This window comes from Armatimonadota bacterium, from assembly GCA_013314775.1.
In the GTDB taxonomy this organism is placed as follows: domain Bacteria; phylum Armatimonadota; class Zipacnadia; order Zipacnadales; family JABUFB01; genus JABUFB01.
Genome location: JABUFB010000009.1, coordinates 346354 through 368631 on the forward strand (window position 1 = coordinate 346354; position 22278 = coordinate 368631).

Annotated in this window: 13 protein-coding genes; 10 read left to right on the forward strand and 3 right to left on the reverse strand. The window is 63.3% G+C overall.

Annotated elements, in window-relative coordinates:
• Positions 1 to 100 precede the first annotated feature (100 nt).
• The 4 genes from HPY44_12740 to HPY44_12755 are packed head-to-tail and all read left to right on the forward strand — an operon-like array spanning position 101 to position 8284.
• Complete coding sequence (locus tag HPY44_12740) at positions 101 to 3727, forward strand: beta-galactosidase (GenBank protein ID NSW56871.1); 3627 nt, start codon at positions 101 to 103, stop codon at positions 3725 to 3727.
• Positions 3728 to 3771: 44 nt separating this feature from the next.
• Positions 3772 to 6267 carry an NPCBM/NEW2 domain-containing protein gene (locus HPY44_12745; protein NSW56872.1) on the forward strand — a complete coding sequence of 832 codons (2496 nt, stop codon included), beginning with the start codon at positions 3772 to 3774 and terminating at the stop codon, positions 6265 to 6267.
• A gap of 16 nt (positions 6268 to 6283) precedes the next feature.
• Positions 6284 to 7282 (forward strand): mannonate dehydratase, encoded by a 999-nt coding sequence (locus HPY44_12750; protein ID NSW56873.1) that lies wholly within the window; start codon positions 6284 to 6286, stop codon positions 7280 to 7282.
• Positions 7283 to 7306: 24 nt separating this feature from the next.
• Entirely contained in the window at positions 7307 to 8284 is a 978-nt protein-coding gene (locus HPY44_12755; protein ID NSW56874.1) for a nucleoside hydrolase, read from the forward strand.
• Positions 8285 to 8549: 265 nt separating this feature from the next.
• On the opposite strand, the gene HPY44_12760 is transcribed toward HPY44_12755, so the two are convergent.
• Complete coding sequence (locus HPY44_12760; protein NSW56875.1) at positions 8550 to 11255, reverse strand: heparinase II/III family protein; 2706 nt, start codon at positions 11253 to 11255, stop codon at positions 8550 to 8552.
• 47 nt (positions 11256 to 11302) lie between these two features.
• The gene (locus tag HPY44_12765) at positions 11303 to 11857 is read right to left on the reverse strand and encodes a flavodoxin family protein (GenBank protein ID NSW56876.1); all 555 of its coding nucleotides are present in this window, start codon (positions 11855 to 11857) and stop codon (positions 11303 to 11305) included.
• 259 nt (positions 11858 to 12116) lie between these two features.
• Here HPY44_12765 and HPY44_12770 point away from each other — a divergent pair, with 259 nt between their 5' ends.
• From HPY44_12770 to HPY44_12780, 3 genes are read left to right on the forward strand one after another with little or no spacing between them, the layout of a single operon-like run.
• Positions 12117 to 13682, forward strand: a complete 1566-nt coding sequence (locus HPY44_12770; protein ID NSW56877.1) for an aminotransferase class III-fold pyridoxal phosphate-dependent enzyme — start codon at positions 12117 to 12119, stop codon at positions 13680 to 13682.
• Positions 13679 to 14437, forward strand: coding sequence for a DeoR/GlpR transcriptional regulator (locus HPY44_12775; GenBank protein ID NSW56878.1), 759 nt, complete (start codon positions 13679 to 13681; stop codon positions 14435 to 14437). The genes HPY44_12770 and HPY44_12775 overlap by 4 nt, the downstream gene beginning before the upstream one ends.
• 25 nt (positions 14438 to 14462) lie before the next feature.
• Positions 14463 to 15041 (forward strand): GNAT family N-acetyltransferase, encoded by a 579-nt coding sequence (locus HPY44_12780; GenBank protein NSW56879.1) that lies wholly within the window; start codon positions 14463 to 14465, stop codon positions 15039 to 15041.
• A 24-nt stretch (positions 15042 to 15065) separates the two neighbouring features.
• On the opposite strand, the gene HPY44_12785 is transcribed toward HPY44_12780, so the two are convergent.
• Positions 15066 to 18164 (reverse strand): NAD-glutamate dehydrogenase, encoded by a 3099-nt coding sequence (locus tag HPY44_12785; GenBank protein ID NSW56880.1) that lies wholly within the window; start codon positions 18162 to 18164, stop codon positions 15066 to 15068.
• Between the two features lie 127 nt (positions 18165 to 18291).
• Between HPY44_12785 and HPY44_12790 the strand changes: the two genes are divergently transcribed.
• The 3 genes from HPY44_12790 to HPY44_12800 are packed head-to-tail and all read left to right on the forward strand — an operon-like array spanning position 18292 to position 22096.
• The gene (locus tag HPY44_12790) at positions 18292 to 18966 is read left to right on the forward strand and encodes a GntR family transcriptional regulator (GenBank protein NSW56881.1); all 675 of its coding nucleotides are present in this window, start codon (positions 18292 to 18294) and stop codon (positions 18964 to 18966) included.
• Between the two features lie 59 nt (positions 18967 to 19025).
• Positions 19026 to 20162 (forward strand): hypothetical protein, encoded by a 1137-nt coding sequence (locus HPY44_12795; GenBank protein NSW56882.1) that lies wholly within the window; start codon positions 19026 to 19028, stop codon positions 20160 to 20162.
• A 14-nt stretch (positions 20163 to 20176) separates the two neighbouring features.
• A complete protein-coding gene (locus tag HPY44_12800; GenBank protein ID NSW56883.1) occupies positions 20177 to 22096 on the forward strand; it encodes a heparinase II/III family protein in 1920 nt (639 codons plus the stop codon).
• The last annotated feature ends 182 nt before the right edge of the window (positions 22097 to 22278 follow it).

The following is a 22278-nucleotide window of genomic DNA, read 5'->3' on the forward strand; positions in this document are numbered from 1 at the left end:
CCCCGGCCGGCAAGTGGGCAGGTGCGCCTCGAGAAACGGGGAATCAGTATGGTCACAGCGGGTATTACCCCGAGCACATGCAATTTCGGGAGTGGTCAACATGCGACAAGGTGCACCGTGGGTCAGCCCCACCGTGAGCCTTCTTGTCCTGACAGTGCTGGGCTTCGGTTGCTCATGGGCCGAGGGCCTGCGGCCCCAGAAGAACCTGGTGTCCAATGGGAGCTTCGAGCACGAGGAGGACGGCGTGCCTGTTGGATGGGAGTGGTTGCCGGACCGGGCGCAGGGCACGCTGACTGTGGATGAGACCGTGAGCCACACGGGTAAGCGCTCGATCAGAATCACAAACAAGGCGGCGCGTGAGCCCCACGTCTACAGCCGTCTGCGCCGTTACCTTTCGCTGGAACCCGGCGAGACCTATACCATCTCCTGCTACGTGCGCAGTGAAGACCCGGGTGTGGCGTGGATCGGCGGCGGAGACGGCTGGCACATTCGCAAGCCGCTCCCAGCCACCGGTGAGCAATGGCAGCGCGTATCGACCACCTTCACCGCCACCCCGGCGGAACGCAGTTTCGAGCTGATGATCCTCACCGAAAGCCCCACGGAGGGCATCTGGGTGGACGACGTGCAGGTCGAGTTGGGGAATGTCCCGACCGAGTTCGACCCGCTGGAGCCCCTTCAGCCGGGCACGTCTCAGCTCAATCTGCGTCCCATGAAACTACAACCGAATCTCCTGCCGAACTCATCCTTCGAAGAGGTGGACGGCAACAGGCCCCGCCACTGGCTCTGGGACCAGCGCAACACCGACGCCACCCTCACCGTGGACAGCGAGGTATCGCGCTCCGGGAAGAATTCGGTGCGCATTACCAATAGCACGCCTTTCGGCGCCCATGTCTACGGGATTCTCAACCTCCTCAGCGGGGTGACGGTGAAACCGGATACCACGTACACGATCTCGTGCTACATCAAGGGCAGCAGCATCGGGACCGCGTGGATCGGCGGCGCTACAGGCTGGCGGGTGCGCGCCCTGTTCCCGCGCAAGTTGGACGCCGGCTGGCAACGCGTGGTGCGCAGTTTCACCACGGAAGGCGACGAAACCACAATCCCGGTGATGATCGTCACCGAGAGCCCCACCGAGACATTCTGGGTAGATGATCTCCAGCTGGTGGAGGGACCCGAGCCTATGCCGTACCTCGGCCCGGACCAGGACGACAAGCCTCTGCTGGAGATGGAGTTCGCAAAGCCCTTGCCGCTCCTTTATCGGGGCACCGCGCTCCTACCTGTCTGGAACCAGACACAATTCCCGCGGGACCAGTACACCTTCGCCGGGCGCGAACTGTGGACCGACGGGCTCTTATACCTGCCGAACACACTGCGCGACGCGGAACTCACCCTTCGACTGATGGGCCCGGATGACGGTGAGCTCGCAGCAGAGACGCGCAAGGGAAATCTGGATGCCGGGGCCTACAGGGTGGCATTCGGCTGGGGTACCGGGACGACGCCGGGCGGAAGAGTGACGCTGGACGTCAGCCTCAAAGGTGCCCGGACCGACGATGGACGGGTGGTGGCAACCCAGACGCGAATCGCGCGCGAGGTGATTACGGCCGGAAATATCGAGGCCGTCCTGGCGCGCGTGGAGGCGCTCAGCGAAAGGCTTGCCGCCCACGTTGACGCTCTGCGAGCGCAGGGGAAGGATCCTGCGTATCCCCTGGTGACCCTCACCATTCTGCGGAACTTCCTGGAATACGCCCGGGAAGATCTGTTCCGTGGTGAACAGGCGCGCGCCTACGACGCGGCATTGCAGATGGAGGCGATGGCGAAGCAGGCGCTGGAACGCGCGTATCTCCCACCGGTGCCACGCTTTGTAACTCCCGGCGAGGGCAGGCCGATCACGGTGGACGGCCCGGCGCTGATAGGGACCGTCCGCTGGCCTGACGGGCGCCTGGAAGAAGGGCGTCCGGTGCAGTTCGTGGGTCACGGCCATTTCGGGTCGGTGCGGCGCGATGTGGAGAAGTTCCCGGGCTATGGGATGAATATCATTCAAATCGAGTTCGGCCCCAACTCCGTGCTTACCGATGAGAACACGGTCTCCACGGCGGCCATCGACTCCTTCCTGCAGGTTGCCGACCGCGCGGCGAAGGCAGGCGTATCCATCAACCTGCTCTTGAGCCCCCACTATTTCCCAAACTGGGCCATGAACAAGTGGCCTGAACTCAGGGATTGCACCGGCGGGTTCTTCGGCTACTGCGTGCATGCCCCCGAGGCCAGGGCGGTGCTCGAGAAGTTCCTGCGCATCGTGATCCCGCGCATCAAGGACCACCCGGCGCTGCACAGCCTGTGCTTGTCCAATGAGCCGCTGAGCATTGACAGTGTGAACTGCCACACGCTGCCCGGTCAGTGGCACGACTGGCTCCGCGAGCAACACGGCACCATTCAGCGGCTGAATGAGCGTTGGGGAACGGACTATGCGGACTTCGACGCCATCCCGATCCCTCCCGCGAACTTCACCCCCCAGCCAATCACTTACGACTTCGTCAGGTTCAACACGGAGATATTCGCAGGCTTCCACGCATGGATGGCCGGGATCATTCGCGAGATGGCGCCGGAGATTCCGCTGCATGCCAAGATCATGATCGGCGCGCATTTCAGCCGACATACCCATGGCCCGTGGAGCATCGACCCGGAGTTGTTCGGCCGCCTGAGCGACATCAACGGCAACGACAGCTGGAAGACCTACAGCGCCCGCGGTGACTGGGCGGCCAATTGGCAGAGCGAGATCATGGGCTACGACTTCCAGCGCAGTGTGGCGGACAAGCCTATCTTCAACTCGGAGAACCACATCATCCCCGACCGCAACCAGGACTTCGTGCCGCCAGAGTACATCTCCAACGTCTACTGGCAGGGCTCAGTTCACGGGCAGAGCGCGACAACCACCTGGGTGTGGGAGCGAACATTCGACCCCACCAGCGACTTCGCCGGGAGCATTATGCACCGGCCGGCCTGCACCGAGGCCCTGGGCCAGACGGCGCTGGATCTCATGCGCCTGGCGCCTGAAATCACCGCCCTTCAGAGTCTGAAGCCGCCGGTGGTCCTTCTCTGGTCTCAGGCATCGGTGGTGTACGGAGACGAGCACCTGGGCGCTCTCGGCCGGGTGTTCCAAGGGATGAACTTCAGCGGCGTGCGCCTGGGGTTCGTGACGGAGCGACAACTCAGGGAGTATGCCGAGAGTGGCGAGATGCCGCTGTCCCTGCAGGGCGCGAAAGTGGTCGTAGTCCCCCGGGTGACCCACACTCCGGATAGCACGCTGGCGGGCCTGAAGCGCTTCACCGAATCCGGCGGGAATGTGGTGCAGGTGGGCGAGTGCTTCACCAGGGACGAGTACGATCGCGAGCGTGGTGCGAACATGATCGGCGAACAGGCGGACCTGCCGCTCTCGTCCGAGGCCGTGCATGCGTGGGCACAGACGCGCTTTGCCGACTGGGGCATCTCGCGGGATGCGCTCCTGCTCTCCCCCGAGGATGATACGCCGGCCTGGGGCGTGGAATATGTGACGGCGCAAGTCGATGGCCGCAGAGTCGTGAACATCGCGAACTACCGGGCCGAACCGGTGAAGGTGAGACTGCTGGTGAACGGGCAGCCGCGCAGCGGGATGGACCTGATCACCGGCGCCGAAGTGCCGGCGGAGTTCGAAGCCCCGGTGCTGCGGCCCATGCTGATTGAGCTGCGGTGAGGGGTAGGTCTCGGACACTGCCTCCCGACGGGAGAGTGATATCCTTGCACCTGGCGGCGGTGATTGTGTTGTCGATGATCCCGAATTTCGCCCATGCCGTGACCGCAACAGCCGACGAGATGCACCAGATGAGGGCCTGGGTAGCTGCGAAGCTGTCCGCGACACAACCGGAGCCCCCCGGTCACGGGTCACTCACAGTGCTGGCGAACAACGACGTCATCCAGAAGAACGGGCGGCTCGGAGCTGCGCTGAACATCGCCGGGAAGGAGTACCGAGACGGACTGTTCACCCACGCCCGGAGCGAGGTGGTGGTCACACTCCCCGGCCCGGGCAGGCGCTTTGAGGCCACCGTGGGGGTGGACTCTAATGCCCAGACAATCGGCGGCCGCGGCAGCGTGGAGTTCATCGTCCGCGCGCAGGAGACCGAACTGTTCCGCTCGCCTGTGATGCGCGAGGGTATGGCGGGCATACCGGTGAGTGTGGATCTCGCCGGAAGGCAGGAATTGACCCTTGAAGTTACCGACGGCGGCGACGACATCTCCTGCGACCAGGCCGACTGGGCCCAGGCGCGAGTTCTGCTGCACGATGGCCAGATCATCAGGCTCGCTGACTTGCCGGTCATCGACCCGCGCGTGCCGGGTCCCGATCCGGCGCCACCGTTCTCCTTCGTCTACGCCGGAAAACCGTCGGCGGAGCTTCTCCCGTCCTGGTCAGTCGAGCGCACCGAGACCGCGCTTGACGAGAACCGCGTCCAGCGCATCATGACCTGCCGCGACCCGCAGACCGACCTGTCGATCCGCTGCGTATCTGTCGAGTACAGGGACTTCCCGGTGGTGGAGTGGACGGTCTACCTGCGCAATGAGGGCGAGGCGGACACCCCGTTGCTCGAGGACATCCAGGCGCTGGACTGGACCGCACAGCGCTGGACGTTCCCGCCTGCTCCGGGTTGCGAATGGTCACTGCACCACTTCACGGGCACCCCGTGCACACCCCGGGACTACGAGCCCCATGTAACTGAACTGGGCGAAGCTTCGAGCAAGCGCATCGCCGCTGCGGGAGGTCGCCCCACCAATTCAGACCTGTGCTACTTCAACCTCGAACAGCCCGACAGCGCCGGAGTTATCATCGCGTTGGGCTGGCCGGGACAGTGGGCGGCGACTTTCGAACGCACCGGGCCGACGGGCCTCCGTGTGCGGGCCGGGCAGGAACTCACACACCTGGTGCTGCATCCCGGCGAGGAAATCCGCACGCCACTGGTTGCGCTACTGTTCTGGAAAGGTGACTGGATCCGCGGACAAAACCTGTGGCGGCGCTGGATGGTTGCCCATAATCTCCCCCGGCCCGGTGGTGAGCTCCCCGGACCGATGCTGGGTGCCTGTAGTTCCCACCAGTTCGGCGAGATGATCCACGCAAACGACGCCAACCAGAAGCTGTTCGTGGACCGCTATCTGGAGGAGGGCATCAAGCCCGACTACTGGTGGATGGACGCGGGCTGGTACATCAACGACGGCACTTGGCCCAACACGGGAACCTGGGAAGTAGATACGAGGCGGTTCCCGGGCGGCCTGCGATCCATCTCCGACCACGCCCGGGCGAAAGGTATCAAGACCCTGGTGTGGTTTGAGCCGGAACGGGTCACGCCCAACACGTGGCTGTCGAATGAGCGCCAGGAATGGCTTCTGGGCGATCCCGGCGGCACCCAGCTACTGAACCTGGGCAATCCCGAAGCCCGCCAGTGGCTGACCGACCACGTAGACTCCTTGCTCAGGACCCAGGGCATCGACCTGTACCGGCAGGACTTCAACATGGACCCTCTCGGGTTCTGGCGAGGCAACGATGCGCCGGACCGCCAGGGGATCACGGAGATCCGCCACGTCGAGGGATACCTTGCGTACTGGGACGAGCTTCGACGACGGCACCCGGACATGCTCATCGACTCTTGCGCCAGCGGCGGCCGGCGCAATGACTTGGAGACCCTGCGCCGCGCGGTGCCACTCCTGCGCAGCGACTGGCTGCTGGAGCCCGTTTCCCAGCAGGCACACACCTACGGAATCGCCCACTGGTATCCGTACTGGGGCACCGGCGTGAACTCATCCGACGCGTACCTGCACCGCAGCGTCCTCTGCCCATGGATGATCCTGTGCTACGACGTGCGCCGCGAGGACATCGACTACGAATCAGTTCGGCGACTGTTCGCACAATGGCGCCAGGTGGCGCCGGATGTAATGCATGGCGACTACTACCCCATCACATCCTGGAGCCTCGCACCTGATGTCTGGATGGCCTGGCAATTCGACCGCCCGGAGCTTGGTCGCGGCGTGGTGCAGGTGTTCCGCCGCGACCAGAGCATCTACGAGGCGGCCCGGCTGCGTCTGAGGGGCCTGGATGGCAAGGCGCGGTATGAAGTGCGCGACCTTGACGCCGAGGGCGCAGTTGAACTCTCGGGCGAGGAGCTCATGGACCGCGGGCTGCCGGTGGCCATCGATGACCGGCCCGGCTCGCGGATTTACGTGTACCGGAAGCTCGACGAAACCTATTGACCGGGAGACCCAATGGATGAAGCTGTGTGATGATCTGCACGACCAGTCCGATGAGTTCATCCAGTTCCTCAGCCAGGTTGGCGTGGAATGTGTGAAGATCACCGGGGCAAAACTCATGCCCCCGAAAGGCTGCGGCGTGGTCTCCCGCGACGTCATCCGCCACTTGCAGGACCGCCTCGAGAAGCACGGCATCACCCTGGACGTATTCCTCCTGCCCCAGGGTCCCGAGACCCAGTACTGGAACGCGCGCTTCGGCCGGCCCGAGCGCGACCGGGAGATTGAGGATGTCTGCCAGACCATCGCGGTCTGCGGCGAGTGCGGCATCCCGGTGGTGGAGTGGACCTGGAGCATCATCGATGTCTGGGGCAGCGAATCCGGTCCCTACGCGCGCGGCGGAGCGATTACCCGGCGCTACGATTACGACAAGATCAAGCACATCCCGCCCGAACCGGGTTACGCTGTGGATGCCGACGAGATGTGGGAGCGTCTCGAGTATTTCCTGGTGCGAATCGTGCCTGCGGCGGAGCAGGCGGGAGTGCGCCTGGCTTTCCACATTCAGGACCCGCCCCAGACCCCGTGTCTCAAGGGCGAGGCCCGGATCATCAGCGACTTCGAGGGCATGAAGCGCCTCGTGGAACTGGTGGACAGCCCGGCGAATGGGCTGAACATCTGCCAGGGGTCTTTGGCCGAACAGTGCGGCGCGGACGTGCTCAGCATCGTGCGGTATTTCGGGGTGCGGGACAAGATCAACCACGTACACTTCCGCAATGTGCGCGGCTCCTGCCCACGGTTCGACGAGACCTTCATCGACGATGGCGACGTGGACATGATCGAAGCCATGCGGGTATACCACGAGATCGGCTACCGGTACGCGATCATGCCCGACCACTGGCCGAAGCTGGCGGGAGACACGCCGCTGGGGCTGGCTTCTCGCGCCTATGCCCACGGGTATATCAAGGCGGCGATGCAGGCAGTGGGCGCCAAACCACGGACCGCCGGGTGCGCGGTGGGCTGAATACGCTCAGGAAAGGATGCTTCCATGCCCACTGGCTCCCCTGTGCAACTCATCCTGGACACCGATATCGACACCGACTGCGACGATGCAGGGGCCCTGGCGGTCCTGCATGCCCTGGCGAACCGGGGCGAGGCCGAACTGCTGGGCGTGATCTGCAGCGTACCCGTGCCCTGGACCGCCCTCTGCGCCGCGGCGATCAATGAGGCCTGCGGGCGAAGCGACATCCCGGTGGGACTCCTTGACCTGCCGGAGGAGGAGCGCGAGACCCTTTACGGGCGATATCTCTACCATCGGGGCAGGTCGACGGACGGAACGGTGCGGCCCTTGTACAACGAAGTGATTGGGCGCGAGTGGCAGGAGGCGAACCCAGACTGGCGGCCCCGAGAGGCGGTGAGTCTGTACCGGGATCTGCTGTCGCGGGCACCCGAGGTGAGCGTCACCGTCTGCGCCATCGGCGGGCTATCCGCGCTGGGCAGACTCCTGGATTCCGGCCCCGATGAGCACAGCCCGCTAACCGGCGAGGACCTGGTTAGGACGAAGGTGAATCGCCTGGTCACCATGGCCGAGAGCTTCTACCCGTCCGGCGCAGACAGCTTCAACTGGACACTGGACCGGCAGGCCAGCGCGCGGGTGATCAATGACTGGCCCGCACCCATCACGGTCAGTCACGCAGGCCGCAGTGTGCTGACAGGGCCCCGTTTCCTGCAGGCCGCGCCGGAAAGCCACCCGGTTGCCCGGGCGCTGCGGATCTGGTTCGGCGACCGGGAGCCGGCGCGCTCAAGCTGGGACCAACTGGCGGCTATCGTTGCGGTGCGCGGTGGAGCGGGACTGTTCGCGGAGCACGGCGGCAATGGCCTCGGGTTCGACCCCGAGACTGGTACGCACGAGTACCTTCCGCTTCAGCCCGGCAAGCCGGAACGCACCTGGCTGGAGCCGCTGGTGGATGATGCGGCGATGTCCAAGGCGGTGGAGAACCTGATGGTCGAGGCGCTGCGGGTGTAGCAGGGCAACTGTGCTACTGCGCCCCAACCACCTGCAGGTCGAGTGTGAGGGTGACCCCAGGTCTGAATGGCCCGCCGGCCACGAAGAGCACACCCTCGGACCCAGTCCACCCCGGCGCGGTATTCCAGTTGCTCAGGTCGGCGAAGGTGTCTTCGAAGAGGACATCCTGGGCGTGCCCCCTGAGGCGACCGCGAACAAGGCGGCAAAGCAGACAGCCGTGAGGTTCCGCACGGCAACCGCTTCCCATGTGACCAGCAGTGAGTTTTCAGTATAGTGGCGGCCCGGAGTTGGGCACGAGGTCGTCCGCGCCCAATTGCGCCACAGTCTCACCGTTGCGGATGCAGGAGAGTTGCGTCGCCGACGTCTCGTCCCGGGCGGCTTCCCAGCGCCAGGTGTCGGTGGCGCCATCACAGGTGACGGTGATCTGGGCTGCATCGGGCCCCTGAGCTGCGAGAGTGACTCCCGGATCACACTGACCCCACGGGTCGAGAAGCGTCGCCAGCCGCCATTGCGCTCCGGCGGCCTTCAAACGGATTTGCCGGAAACCGAGGGGCTCCCCGCGATTGTCGGCGGGGGAATCCACGACAGCGCTCTCGAAGGGCAGGTCCGAGCCGACGTACACCGGGCAGGCTGCATTTCCGTTGGTCAGCCGCCAGGCTCTCTCATGGGCGTCCGCCTCCTCGATGGATGGTGCCTGCAGCAACCACGTAATGTCAACTGGAGCGGCTCCTCGAATATCATCCAAGACCAGGATATAGCGGCCTGGCATCCAGATGAAGGTCCTTCGGAAACGCTGCAGGCCCCGGTAGGCCTTCCCGGCCTCGCCGTCGGCGATAGTGAACTGCGGCGTGTTCCGCCAGGCAACCACCCGGGCCACCGTGTTCATGTCCACGTTGCGGACTGGCTGCATCCAGTGGCCCGAACCCTCTCCGATCTGGCCCTTACCGTTGACGAGAATTGTGTTGTGCGATGCGGTCTGCTTGTTGTAGGCATAGCGATCATCTTCGGCCAGCATTGCGCCGCCGGCGAAGAGTGTGAACATGCCGCAGTCCGGGTCATCATGGGCAATGTTGATGTACTTACCCGTCTCATTGCGGAAGTCGTTCAGCGTCACGCCCCCGTAGGGCCCGCACTTGAACATCGCGGCCACGGCATCGGGCCCCCAACCGTCACGCACCAGCGCCAGGCCGAGATCGGGGTACAGAGCATTGACAGGCACCTTCTCGATCGAACCCTTCAGCGACGGGTCATACCAGATGACCGAGAACCAGCCGTAGTTGAAGCTGGTCTCCGGGTCGGCCGTGTGGAACTGCATCAGGGCATCCTGCAGGTCCCCGAGTTCGTGAACAGCGGTGCACCTGAATGCATAGTCATTGATGAACCCGGTGCCCCCCGCATCGCCGAAGCAGAAAGCGTCGGTAAATCCCGGAAGCAAGGTGTGCATACGAAAAAGCGGGTTGTTCCTAAAGTAGGCGTGACTCAGGAACTCGGTCCCGAAGCAACGGTCCGCAGCGTCGAAGGCCAGCAACAGGTAGGGCATCCCGAACACCATGTACGAAGGTGATTCGTGGCAGCTACCGTCCTCGGGAAGCCACTGGTGTACGAACTCCAGTTCCTCGCGAGTCTTGGACAGAATCCACTCCCAGCCGGGGCCGTCGCCCGCGATTGCCAGGGCGCAGAGGGTCAGACCGGCATCCCGGTGCCAACGGTGGTTGTTCTGTGGATCCGACTGCCAGTAGCCTGTGTCCTTGTTTCCGTTGAGGTGCCCGCCGTAGTACTGCCACCGCGCATGGTTCAGGAGCTTGCGCCGGAACTGTTCGCGGAATTCGGCAGGCAGACTGTCGTACAGCCAGTCGTAGGCCAGCGCAGCGCCGACCATGATATTCGCCGCACCCATCCCGCTGTTTCGTTCGCTGGTGGTCTCCCAGTCGGGCGTCTCCAGGAACTTGCGCATGAACCCGACGGCATTGTCCAGAGATGCCTTTTCGCCCGTGAGCACGTAATGCAGGGCCACTGTGGGCAGGCGCCAGACTCCCTGGCGCTGGGCATCGGTGGCGTCGGTGACCCATCGGGTATGGTCGGGCGGTTTGCAGGCTTGCAGGTAGGCCAGCATCTTGTCGAAGAAGACCTTGGACGGCCCGGCGATACGCTCTTTCATGGCCGGAATATCCTCGGCCGAGAAGAGCAAGCGGGGGTGCCTGCCCCGCAGTTCGGGGACGATGTCCACCGGCTTGTCGGGCGCGGGATCGGTTGTCGGTACCACCGGCGGTGGGGGCGGAGGAGGCACGGGGGTGGCTGTCATCGGGCCGCCGAGTTGCACGGTGATGTCATCCACCCAGATCGTATGCGCGGGCGCTTTCATCTCGTCGCCGAACAGGGCAATGCCGCGAAAGCCCCTGAACTGGGTCTTGTTCCAGTCGAAGCGCGGCGTGCGGGCGTTCACGTCCGTGCCGTCGATGCTGATCGACAGGCCCTTCGCGGCGTCCATGGTGAAGGTCCAGCGATGCCAGGCAGGGTCGCGGCGAACACCCAGGTATTGCACGTTGAACCATGTGGTTTTCTGGTCGGAATCCGAGGCGCAGTAGGTGGTGTCCCCCGAAAGGTACGGGGCATACAGAGCACCCACGACCAGCACACGACCGTCGCTCTGGATCAGCCCCCAACGCGGTCCCACCCGACGGTCCTTGGGGTTGTCAGGCTTCGCACAGTCGTCATAGACCCACATCTCGACCACGCCGGAGCCGTCCTCATCACGCAGGGGGAGAACAGCTTTCGCCCCCGGCCCGATACGCAGCGAGCCGCCCACCTCACCGCCCCGACTGCGCGTGACATCAAGACTGGCGTCGCCGTCAATCTGCCAGCCCTCCAGTGCGGTGTCGGCGGCGAAGTCCATAGTCATGTCGGCGTTCACGCAGACGCAGAGCGCCAGCGAAAGCAGAGCGTTCAGTCTCGCTATCTCACGCCAGTTCATGATCTCGAACCTCCCTCGGAGTCGCAGGGCAGCAGCCGTCGATCGCGCTAACCGCTCCATTCCTGCTCGACGATGGAGCGCCCGGCGGCTTCGATTGCCGCGATCTTGTAAGCCCTGTTGCGTCGCGTCACGGTGATCAGGTCCGCCACGCGCACCCCGGTGTGGGCCGCGATACGGTTCATTACTTCAAGGCACCAGCTTGTGCCCCCACCAGACCCTCCCGCCGCCGCGATGCCCACGAAGTCCTTGCCCTGGAGGGGATTGTCGCCGGGGCCCACCTTGCAGCGGCGCAAGCGGTCCAGGAAGGTCTTGGCGCGTTCCGCCAGATCGCCGAAGTACACCGGATTGGCCAGCACCCAGACATCGGCGGCGAAGATGGCTTCGCGCAGGCGCTGGAAATCATCGTCAATGACGCAGCGGGCTTCCGACCGGCAGATTCCCCACCCGCGGTCGCACTGACGGCAGGCCTGGATCGCATGGTCACACAGGTGCACCAGTTCCACTTCAGCGCCCGCCTCCGCGGCGCCCTTGCAAAAGGCTTCGGCACAGGCCGCGGTGAGACCGTCCTTGTTGGGGCTTGCATTCCAGACGAGAACTCTCATCCCTATCGCCTCCAGTCAGTTCAGCCAGACTCACACACCGCACGTGTCTATTCGCTGGATACTTGCTCACGCCCTGCAGGCCCAACCCCGCGGATGCGCCAAGCCAAGGAGCGTCTCCGGCCAAGTGCAGAGAGCCACGCATCTTTCCTATTCTGACAACTGTGCGGGATTGTGGGTATAACGGCGCGGTTGACAAGGGCATTTTCGTCGTGTATGAAACAGTCAGAAACAATCACTAACGCTCAACAAGCGAGATTTCATGATACAGTTCACATTCGCTGATGTTGCTTACTCCCTGAGTGATCTGGCCGGTGAGGGATACGTACAGGCAGCATGCCAGGCACGCGCGGCGTTGTCCGGAGAGAGCTTTTCTGAGCTACTCGACACAGCGCGCAAGCGCGTATCCTTTTATCCTGCTGCCTGGCATGAACGTTTGCTCGAGCGCCTGCCGGAAGTAGGGCAAAAGGTCTGCGACGGACTGGACACCAGCGCTGCCGGCGCGGGAAGTCAGGCCTTCACAGCGGCAACCAACGCCGCTGCCGCGCCACTCACCGGCTACGGGCTCTTCCGAGTCGGGGAAGACGGCCGCTTGTACCTGCTTACCAAGAGCGAGCACTACCACACGCCCCTGGGCCACTCTTTCCCGGGATACGAACTGCTGGAGATCGCACGGAGCCTCGGCATTCCCAACGCCACGCACAACAACACGAGGGGGCACATTACGCGGCTCTTGGAAGAGGAGCTGGTGCGCGCGGCACACGGGCTTGATCGACGCGATGCTCCGGGACTACAGACCGTGCTTGCGGACCGGTCGCTGAACGGCCTGAACCGCGTCCTGAACCTCGAGACCGGGAGCCTTGCGGTGGAGGCCGGGGTGAAGATGATGCTGGCCCGGTTCTACCGGGTTCAGGACGACTCACCCGAGCCAGTGTATAGTGGCCGCGTTCCCGTATTCCTGGTGATGGGCAATGACGATGGTGGCCTGCTCGCCAATTACCACGGGACTACGGTGCTGACCCAGATCTTGCGCGGGATGTGGCCGGGGCTTGCCGAATCCCTGACCGGCTGTGAGACGCTTCGCGTGTGTCCGATCAGACCCAACCGCGTTGAGGACCTGGAAGACGCTTTCGCGCAGTTCGAGCAGCCGCCGTACAAAATCGCGGGATTCATCCACGAAATTGTGATGATGAACTATGGGGCCGTGGTCCTGGCCCGCGAGTTCCTGCACCGCGCGTATGAACTGTGCGCCCAGTGCGACGTGCCCACGATGGTGGATGAGATCCAGTCCTGCCTGTGGGCTCCCGGGCTGTTTCAGTATCGCGAGTACGGACTGAAGCCTTCCATGGTGGTGCTTGGCAAGGGGTTCCCGGGCGGAGAGTATCCGGCTTCGCGTCTACTTTTCAGCGCCGGGATGGACTCCCTTCCCCAATTCGGCGCGCTGGTCACAAACGGACAGGAGGAACTTGCTTCACTGGCGTATCTCGTGACCATGCGCTGGGCTCAGGATAACGGGGATGCGGTCGGCGCCATCGGGGATGAGTACGAGGCCGGTCTTCGTGAACTGGCCGCGAGGCATCCGGAGACGGTGGCTGGTATCAATGGCAGGCGGCACATGGGCGGCATCGCGTTCCGCGACCTGCAGACGGCGAAAGCCTTCACCTCGCTCCTGAACGCCCGCGGACTAGACATCAGCGTCCAGACATACAAATCCGAGTGTCCGCCGACAGCCTTGACCAAACTGCCGATCACCGTATGCCGCAAAGTGGTGGGTTTTGTGATTGACCGCATCGCCGAAGCGCTGGACCAGGTCAAGGGAGGCGTATGACTCCCCGGCAACAGGCGATCCTGGAGCAGCTTCGAAGCGGCAGGGAACTGTCGGTGGAGGAGCTTGCGCAGCAGTTTCAGGTCTCGGCGGTCACGATCCGCCGAGACCTGGACGCCCTGGCCCGGCAGGGCCCGATCACACGCACCCACGGCGGAGCGCTTCTGTCGCGAGCAGGCATTATCGAGTTCAGTTTCCGGGAGCGCGCGCAGGAGTGTATCGAGCAGAAGCGGGCCATCGCGCGGCACGTGGCGGGGGTAGTGCGACCGGGGATGACGGTGGTGCTCGATACGGGAACAACAACCCTGGAGGTTGCGCGAGCGATCGCGGGAACGCCGCGAATCTCCGTGATTACCAGTTCGCTGGCCATCGCGTCAGCACTGCAGGCCCACGACAACCTGGAACTCATTCTGCTCGGGGGCAGAGTGCGGAAGGAGAGCCCGGATCTCGCAGGCTCTCTGACCGAAGACAATTTGCGCCTCTTCCGGCCCGACCTTGCGATTCTTGGCGCCGATGCGGTGGACAAAGCTGGCACATACACCTCGGACCTGGGGGTGGCGGCGATCTCGAGAGCAATGATTGACGGTGCGGGTGAGACGTGGCTCGTGGTGGACAGCAGCAAGTTCTCCCGCCGCGCGCTGGTGCAGTTTGCGGACTGGAGAAAGTTCGATCACGTGGTGACCGACACCGGGCTGACACGCAAGGACCGCAAGTGGCTTACCAAGGCGGTTCCTGACGTGCGAATTGTGGAAACGTAACCTGTCTCGGCAAGGAGCCGTCCAAATGCAACTGGTGATGATGAAACACAGCCTCGAGGGTCTGCCGCCAGTGGAACTGCCGCAGGGGTATGAACTGAGGCATTTCGTGCCTGGCGATGAGGCAGGCTGGGAGGCGGTGATGGCCGCGTCTTTCGGCCAGAAAGAGCCGGCCTGGAGCTTCCGCGATGTCATGGGACGCGATGCCGCCTGCTCACCGGAGCGAGTGCTTCTTGTCACCTGTCGCGGGCAAGCGGTTGCCACCGCGTCGGCCTGGTACCGACCCGAGTGGGGCATCGAGACCGGCTACGTTCACTACGTGGCCGCGGACCCGGCGCACTCCGGCAAGAAACTCGGGCACATGGTTTCACTGGCGGTGTTGCACCGGTTCGTGTTCGAGGGACGCACACGCGCGGTGCTGCAGACCGACGACTTTCGAGCGCCCGCCATCAAGACTTACCTCCGGCTGGGCTTCGAGCCGTGGCTCGTCGAAGAAGACCAGCGGCAACGCTGGCGCGTTGTGTTCGAGACCAACCGCCTGCAACCACTTTGCCCGAATTGGGAAGAGATCATCAAGGGTTCGATACACACCATGCCGGGCGCCTGATGCCTCCTGCGCAAGTCACGCGAATCATTCCTGGAGCAGGCGGCCCAGCTCGCCCGTGAAATCTGCATCCAGGCGCCCCAGGAACTCGTCCCAATCCGACGCATACCTGTACAACGCCATCGCGGCCAGCTTCTTGGTCACGATGGCGTTTCTGTATGCCTGCAGTTCGGGCTTGCCGAGAATCCGCATCACCTTCGCCGGTCCTAGGTGCTCCATGAGTACTGCGGGAACATACCGTGCGATGATCTCTCGTACCAGTGACGAACGGCGCAGGATCTCCTCAATGCGCTGGTAGAGCAACTGCTGCAGGGACAGAAGCTGTTCGCTGGTCTGAATTGACAGCGAGTAGAGCGGCGTCCCGGTCTTCTCGTGCAAGGAAAGCAGCATGCGAGTCTCGGCCACAGCATTTGCCGCAATGAGTTCCAGCACCGACCGGATCAGCCCCGAGCGCGTCTGGGCATTGCGGACCAGGAAGGGCTCGTAGTCTTCCCCCAGCAGGAACGCGCTCAGAACCTCAGCGATGGCGCTACAGGTCACCCCGCCCTTGTTGGCCGATGAGTCCTTGATCTGCACGATCCCGGTCTCGCGGGCGATGTGCTCGCGTGAAGTATCGTCAAAGAAGACGTTGGCCCCCTCGACAATGACCTTGAGTTCTCGGAAATTGGCGATGAACTGGCTCACGTTCTCGCCATTCACAGTGTCTTTGAACCCCCCACACGGAACAAAAGCAGTGATGTTTGCCTCCGCGAGGTAGCGACGCACCTCGGGGTTGCACAAGAAGTTGCGGTGGAAGAAGGCGCCGTCGGGCACGAGTGTCCCGTCGGGGAGTCGCACGGCCCCGGCTTGCCGAGGGACCCTGAACCCGCGAGGCCCCAGGAGTTCCAGAGGGTAACCCATGGTATCGACTCTCGGTGCCGTGTGCCGGGCGAAGGCGAGTTCCATGAGCGTTTGACGGTCCAGGCCGTCAGGGTCGAAGAGAACGGAACCGCCGTCGATGACCAGGCAGATGCGCCCTTTGAAGGACTGTATCTGGTTGGCGCCCAGGTCACCGTCAGGGCCGCCGGTCATCATCAGATTGGTCTCGGCCTCGTCGAGACCGACATGATCGAGGACAGTGCGGAGGGTAGTCATGACGCCCATTGTGGTCATGCCGCTGGCGTCGATCTCATCCCCAATCTCCCGGTAGATGAGCGACGTGTCCGGGGTGGTCAGCACCGGCACGCCCTCGATCTGCAGTTCGGTCCCTGCACTGCCACGGGACACCAGGCCGAAGACGCGGCGGTCGTGGGTGATGCCATAGACATCGTGGGGGATGCCGAAGCTCTTGCCGGTGGTGACTGTGCGCCAGTGCCGATCGCCTCGTTCACGGGCGCGATAGGCGACGGCGTCCATAAGCCCCGCGGTCCCCTCATCCGGGCCGAAGAAGACCCGTTCGGATTTGCCGAGGTAGTCGATGACCTCCTCGCAGGGCTGGGTGAGATCCATAACGCCTTCGGTGAAGTCAAGCATACACCGGAGGCCATCGCGCGGGAACTCAGGATGAGGCACAATGACGCCCTTGGCCCCACTCTCGGCGATGTCTTTGTGTTTGAGACGCTGCGCGACCGGCCCGAGCGCGTAGTTGAGCAGTGGCATGTTGTCCAGCTCGTCGTCATAGTTGCCGGGGGTAACCCGGATCAGACGCACGCCGCCGCGGGCCACGTCTTCGGCCCGCATGTGTGTGGCCGTCGCGTAGAAGCCCAGGACGAAGAAGAGACCGTACACGGGTCCGGGAAAGACCAGGGGGTCGAGGATCGCGGAGTCCAGACGGAAGGCGTGGGAACGTTTCTCCCGCTTGTAGAAATTGGTCTTCTGGACGTGGGTCACCAGATTCGCCATGAAACTCATGATGTCGAACCCGGTCCGATTGTCGACGAAAGAGATTGCCGCCTGCCGGCGAAAATCCTCGATCTCCCGCCGGAGGGTCGAGGGCTTCGGGCGACTCCTGTGGGCCGGGTTGAACTTGCGGTCGAACAAGCCGAAAAGGCGCTTTATCAGGTCAGGACTCTCGCGCACCGTGTCCAGTACCCACCTGCGCGTGTACTCGGAACGGCTGGATTCAAACACGCGGTGGGCAAAGGCGTCGCGAAGTTCCTTCCGCGCCAGCCCATTCATGATGTGCAGGTCGGTCTGCAGTCCCTTGTGGATGAAGCTGTGCACGAAAGCTGCCGCAGCGGTGGCGAAAAGATACTCCTGGAAGTCAAGCTGCCCGGACACGTACATGATGTCGAGGTCACCGGTCTGGATGGCGAGGAAGGACTGGAGATTGGCCACCGCCTTGGACAGTGCGGTGGCTGAATGCTTCCCGTCAAGGTAGAGCGAACAGATGGATTCCAGCCGCCCGGTGACGCCGCGATATGTCTCCCAGTACGCGCGACGCAGGACGATCCCCAGGTCTTCCATCATCCGGCGGATCACCGGCAGGGCTGAGTGGCTGAAGTCATCGGCGAACATGATGCGGGTCTCACCGGTGGGTTTGGCTGAGGAGACTTCCACCAGTGGCACCGCTGCTGCCGCGCAGCGTTTCAGGAATTTGATGTAGCGCCGCCGGGTGTCTTCCGGCACCGCGGGGTCCTGCTGGAAGGCGAAGAGGTCTTCCGGCCTATCCCCCGGTCGCAGCGGTGGAGGCACCTGCGGGTGGATGATATAGGTGTAGTAGGAGCTCTCGGGGCTGAAGTAGTACTCAACCCGATTGCCGTTCATCACCGAGTCGAGCACCGCCTCCATGCGGTCGCGACTCTGGGGAGTTGCGATACGCGCCTGAACGCCCCCGTCGATGTCGAACCGCGCCTCAGCTACCTCGCCTCGCAAGACCACTTCGTCATCCTCGCGCACGAGGATGTTGTTCGCAACAGCGCGCAAGACCCGCTTCAGAGCATCCCTTGAGATATTGCGGAAGAAGTACTCTGCGAGGCCGAGCTGGGTGAGCAGCACCCCGGCGGCAGCATTGACGCAGCGAGCGGTGAGCAGGCCCTCGCTGGCAAGCTCAATCACGGTCTCATAGAGCATCCGCGGGTCGAGCCCCATCGCCTCTGCCCGGTCGATGACAGATCCTGTTCTGCACGTCCCACGTTCGAACTTCATGGGTGACCCTCCCTGCAGCTAACGACGACTCGCCGGATCTAACGCCTTCGCTTTGGCGGAAGACAAAGTGGGCGGACGCATGGAATGAGACTGGACTTCCCAATGCTTTTCGTATATTGTATACAGTATGCAAAGACCCGGTCAACCTATTCCACGCACATCCCTTGCACAACAGGTCGCGGAAGCTCTCTTCCAGCGTCTGGTGAACGGAGACCTGCAGCCCGGGGACCACCTGGGCGAGATCGAACTCGCAGAGGAGCTGCAGGTTAGTCGGACACCTGTCCGGGAAGCAATTCTCCACCTCGCAGCACTCGGCCTCCTGCAGAGGGACACTCATCGGGGCTCCCGGGTGGCGCAACCCTCCGTCCCGGAGCTTGTACAGGTGTACGAGGTGCGCGAGAGTCTCGAGGGGCTCGCAGCACGGCTTTTCGCGGAACGCGCCGGGCCCATACAGCGCCAGGAGCTGTTCCAGACCCGCCGCGAACTAGAGCTTGCGCGTTCCAGGAAAGACGCCCTGGGAGTTCGAGTGCTGGACTTCAATCTGCATCGCCAGATCATTCGCGGTTGCGACAACAGGTACCTTGGCAGCGCGGGCTATGCGGAATCCCTCATGCTTCTGGCATATCTCGTGCGCGATAGAAGTCTAAGCATCTTGCCGGGTCTCGCGCCGCAACCCCATGATCCCCACGTTGCCTTGATGGCCGCCATAGAAGCCCACGACGGCGACGAGGCGGAAGCCGCAATGCGCGCCCACATCCGCGGCACCCGCATGATGCTCAGTGCAGTCATCGATGACCAATAGCGGTCACACTGCCTACAATCCACTATATCCCCGCCCAATCGTCCGCGAGGTCACCCACCATGCCCAAAGCCGAAATGACCGGAAAGGAACGTCTGATGACTGCCGTCCGACACGAGGAGCCCGACCGGGTGCCCATCTGCCCGCGCATCAACTGGGCGTGGCTGGATCCGGACAAGAGCCACAGGCTCGAGGAGCTTTACGCGCCGGTCATCGACCCCATGGAGATCCTCACCGGCACCACCCCCAACTATATCATCACCTACCCCGAGCAGTACGATCTGCCCGACGTGCGTGTGGACACAACGCGATACCAGGAGGACGAATACCAGGTGGTGGAGCGGGTCTTTCACACGCCTGCCGGCAAGCTCTCGGACCGCACGAAAATCCCGCCATCAGGCCGGGAATATGGGATGTCGCCGAACCCGATCAAGACCGAGTATCTTGTGAAGAGCCGCGAGGACATTCCTGCGCTGCGGTACATTCTGCCGGAGATCGAAGGCAACTACGACCATGCAGTGGCGCGAATGCGAGAACTCGGGGACCGCGGGGTGGTCATGGTCAATGTGTACAGTGAGCTCTGCCACCAGGCGGGCGATGTGCGGGACATGCAGGACATCATGATGGACTACTACCTCGATCGGCCGTTCTTCGATGAGCTGCTGGGACTGTTCCAGGAGCGCACCATGGCCGAGACGAAAGCCGTCATGGAGGCCGGGGTGGAGTGGGTCTTCGCAAACTGCTACTACAACAGCATCTCGGCGGGATGGTCGCCGGCGATCTTCGAGGAGGTATTCGTACCGCACATCACCGCTCAGGTGGACCTCGTGCACAGCTACGGCGGATATGTGGACTACTATGACGATGGGCACCTGTCGAAGAGCATGGGGCTTATCGCGGACTGCGGGGTGGATGTGCTGGAGACGTGTACCCCGCCACCCGTGTGCGATTTCGACCTGCAGGAGGCGAAGGCGACCATCGGGGAGAAGGTGACACTGAAGGGCTATGTGGACCTGCTCTACGTGGTGAAGCGGGGCACGCCGGAGTTGGTGGAGCAGACTGTGGCGCAAGCGATGGAGATTGCCAAGCCCGGAGGCGGGTTCATCATCGGCAGCAGCGACAGCTTCCGCGAGGGCACTCCGCCCGAGAATATACACGCATACTTCCAGAGTTGCCTGAAGTATGGGGTGTATGACTAGCAGGAGAGTATTTGATGAGCGATCCGAGCGTCACAGGCCTGCGAGTTGCGAGCAAAGCCGTTGCCGTACTGGTCTGGGCGGTGGTTTTCGTGCGGAGCGCATCACCGTCGGCGGCGCAGGACATCCTGCCCCAGGACTGGGGACCAATCTGGCAGGTGCAACTTCCCGACAAGGAGCGGCACCCGTCGCTCTTCTTTGACGAGAGCGATCGCACACGCATGCTGGAGCGCACCAAACAACGGCCCACGGACTACTGGTGGCGCAGTTTCGCGAGCGCCGGATATCGGAGCGCCGCTGCGATGCGCTGGTGGTTGCTGGGCGACGAAGCGGATGCGCAGAAAGCACGTGACGATCTCGTGGGCAAACCGATCTGGCGCGAGCCAGGCCACGGATACCTGGAGCCCAGTTCCCACCGGTTCGCGGACTACGTGCTGGCGTATGATATTCTGGCGAGTTGGCCCGGACTGAGCGATGAGGATGAGAAGCTGATCCGCGACAGGATCGCGGCCGAAGCAGACCACTATTACAGCGTGATGGACGGCGTGCCCGGGGGGTGCAACTACGGGAACCAGCGCACGCTGGCCGCGTCGGCTCTCGGATTGGCCGCGCTGGCATTGTGCGAATACCAGGACAGCCCCCGCGGGCCGCTGGCGTGGATGACCCGCGCCCTGTATCAGACCCGCCGCGAGGAGAACTGGTGGTTCTTCCGCCCTGGTGGGCATTTCGTGGAGGGTCTCGGATACACGGACTACATGGGCTGCCTGTTCGTGCCCTTCGTGATCGCGTACGAACGCGCCACAGGGAAGTATCTGTTCGAAGACCAGAGGCTGCGCGAATGGCTTACTTTCGCCGCTTACCAGACCACCGCACAGGGCGAGATGATCCCCTGGGGCACGTGCGAGACGGGTCGAGTCGTGCGTTTCTTCGCGCTGCTGTCCAATCAGCATTACGGCCGTGACCTTGCGCCCCTGTTCAACTGGGCATTCAACTGGCACACGGCCAGCCCCCACATATTCCACGTGCCATTGGCCCTTTCGGTCTGGGAGGAACACGTGCCGGGGGAGATGCCTCCCGCGTCCAGGGATTTCGGCCCGTCCCAGACGGTCGTGCTACGCGACAATTGGGGACATGAGACAGTCAGCGTTTGGTTCGCCGGGAAGGATCCGACCTGGCCGCTGAAGTACCGGTACGGCACCTATAGCCAGGGCGACGCCGGTCACTTTGTTGTGGCCGGTTGGGACGAGATACTCGCGGCGGACTCCGGCTACGACCACTGGAAGAGCCACGACTACTTCGGCTCGGAATTCCACAATGTACTGCTTATCGACGGCAAGGGCCCACAGCAGGACACGCCGGGCGAGATGTCGGCGATAGACACGGACGGTCCTGTGAAGCACGCCACGGTGACCGTATCGTACCAGGGCTGCACAATTCGCCGCACACTGGCCCTTGTGCGTGGGAGGTACGTTCTGGTGGTGGATCGAGTGCAGGCTGACGCGGAGCATGAGTATGCGTGGCAGGTGCGTTCCAGTTGCCCGCCCGATGCGGAGGGCTGTTCACAGTCTGAGCGCAGCGTGACCTGGCCGGGCCTGGATGCTTTGGAATGGCGCACGCTGAAGCCGGGCAGGACGCAGCTTACCACGGTGGCGCCGCCATTCGCGTCGCTGTCGGTGGAGAAGGGGCGCTGGATGCCCATTTCCAGCAGGCCGGAATTCACCAACCAGGTGGCTATCGCGCGTTGGAAAGCGGGTTCGACGACCTCACTTTTCGCCCTGATCCCCAATCTCCGTGATGCGGCGGACGTGTCGTGGGAGGCAGAAGATGACGGTCTCATCATCGCGGGACCAGGATGGACGGACCACGTGGGCGTCGTCAGCGATGTGCTTGCGATCCGGTCCGAAAGCGGCGATCTGAGGGAGGAGCTGGGTATATAGATCGTCACACCGTGCGAGAATCCAAGGAAAGGTCTCTCACAATGAGTATCCCCGCAGGCATCCGTATCCACGTCGTGTCGGCATGCCTGCTGCTGACTTCGACATCAATCGCGCCCGCTGACAACTGGTCCTGGGCGAAGTATGGCATTCCGGAGAGCGACCTCCCCACCTGTATCCCCCTC

What these genes read in the sequence shown, in the direction of transcription:
- HPY44_12775 (NSW56878.1), top strand. Translation starts at nt 13,679, where the DNA reads ATGACTCCCCGGCAACAGGCGATCCTGGAGCAGCTTCGAAGCGGCAGG.
- HPY44_12785 (NSW56880.1), bottom strand. Translation starts at nt 18,164, where the DNA reads ATGAAGTTCGAACGTGGGACGTGCAGAACAGGATCTGTCATCGACCGG.
- HPY44_12800 (NSW56883.1), top strand. Translation starts at nt 20,177, where the DNA reads ATGAGCGATCCGAGCGTCACAGGCCTGCGAGTTGCGAGCAAAGCCGTT.
- HPY44_12765 (NSW56876.1), bottom strand. Translation starts at nt 11,857, where the DNA reads ATGAGAGTTCTCGTCTGGAATGCAAGCCCCAACAAGGACGGTCTCACC.
- HPY44_12780 (NSW56879.1), top strand. Translation starts at nt 14,463, where the DNA reads ATGCAACTGGTGATGATGAAACACAGCCTCGAGGGTCTGCCGCCAGTG.
- HPY44_12750 (NSW56873.1), top strand. Translation starts at nt 6,284, where the DNA reads ATGAAGCTGTGTGATGATCTGCACGACCAGTCCGATGAGTTCATCCAG.
- HPY44_12790 (NSW56881.1), top strand. Translation starts at nt 18,292, where the DNA reads ATGCAAAGACCCGGTCAACCTATTCCACGCACATCCCTTGCACAACAG.
- HPY44_12755 (NSW56874.1), top strand. Translation starts at nt 7,307, where the DNA reads ATGCCCACTGGCTCCCCTGTGCAACTCATCCTGGACACCGATATCGAC.
- HPY44_12795 (NSW56882.1), top strand. Translation starts at nt 19,026, where the DNA reads ATGCCCAAAGCCGAAATGACCGGAAAGGAACGTCTGATGACTGCCGTC.
- HPY44_12760 (NSW56875.1), bottom strand. Translation starts at nt 11,255, where the DNA reads ATGAACTGGCGTGAGATAGCGAGACTGAACGCTCTGCTTTCGCTGGCG.
- HPY44_12740 (NSW56871.1), top strand. Translation starts at nt 101, where the DNA reads ATGCGACAAGGTGCACCGTGGGTCAGCCCCACCGTGAGCCTTCTTGTC.
- HPY44_12770 (NSW56877.1), top strand. Translation starts at nt 12,117, where the DNA reads ATGATACAGTTCACATTCGCTGATGTTGCTTACTCCCTGAGTGATCTG.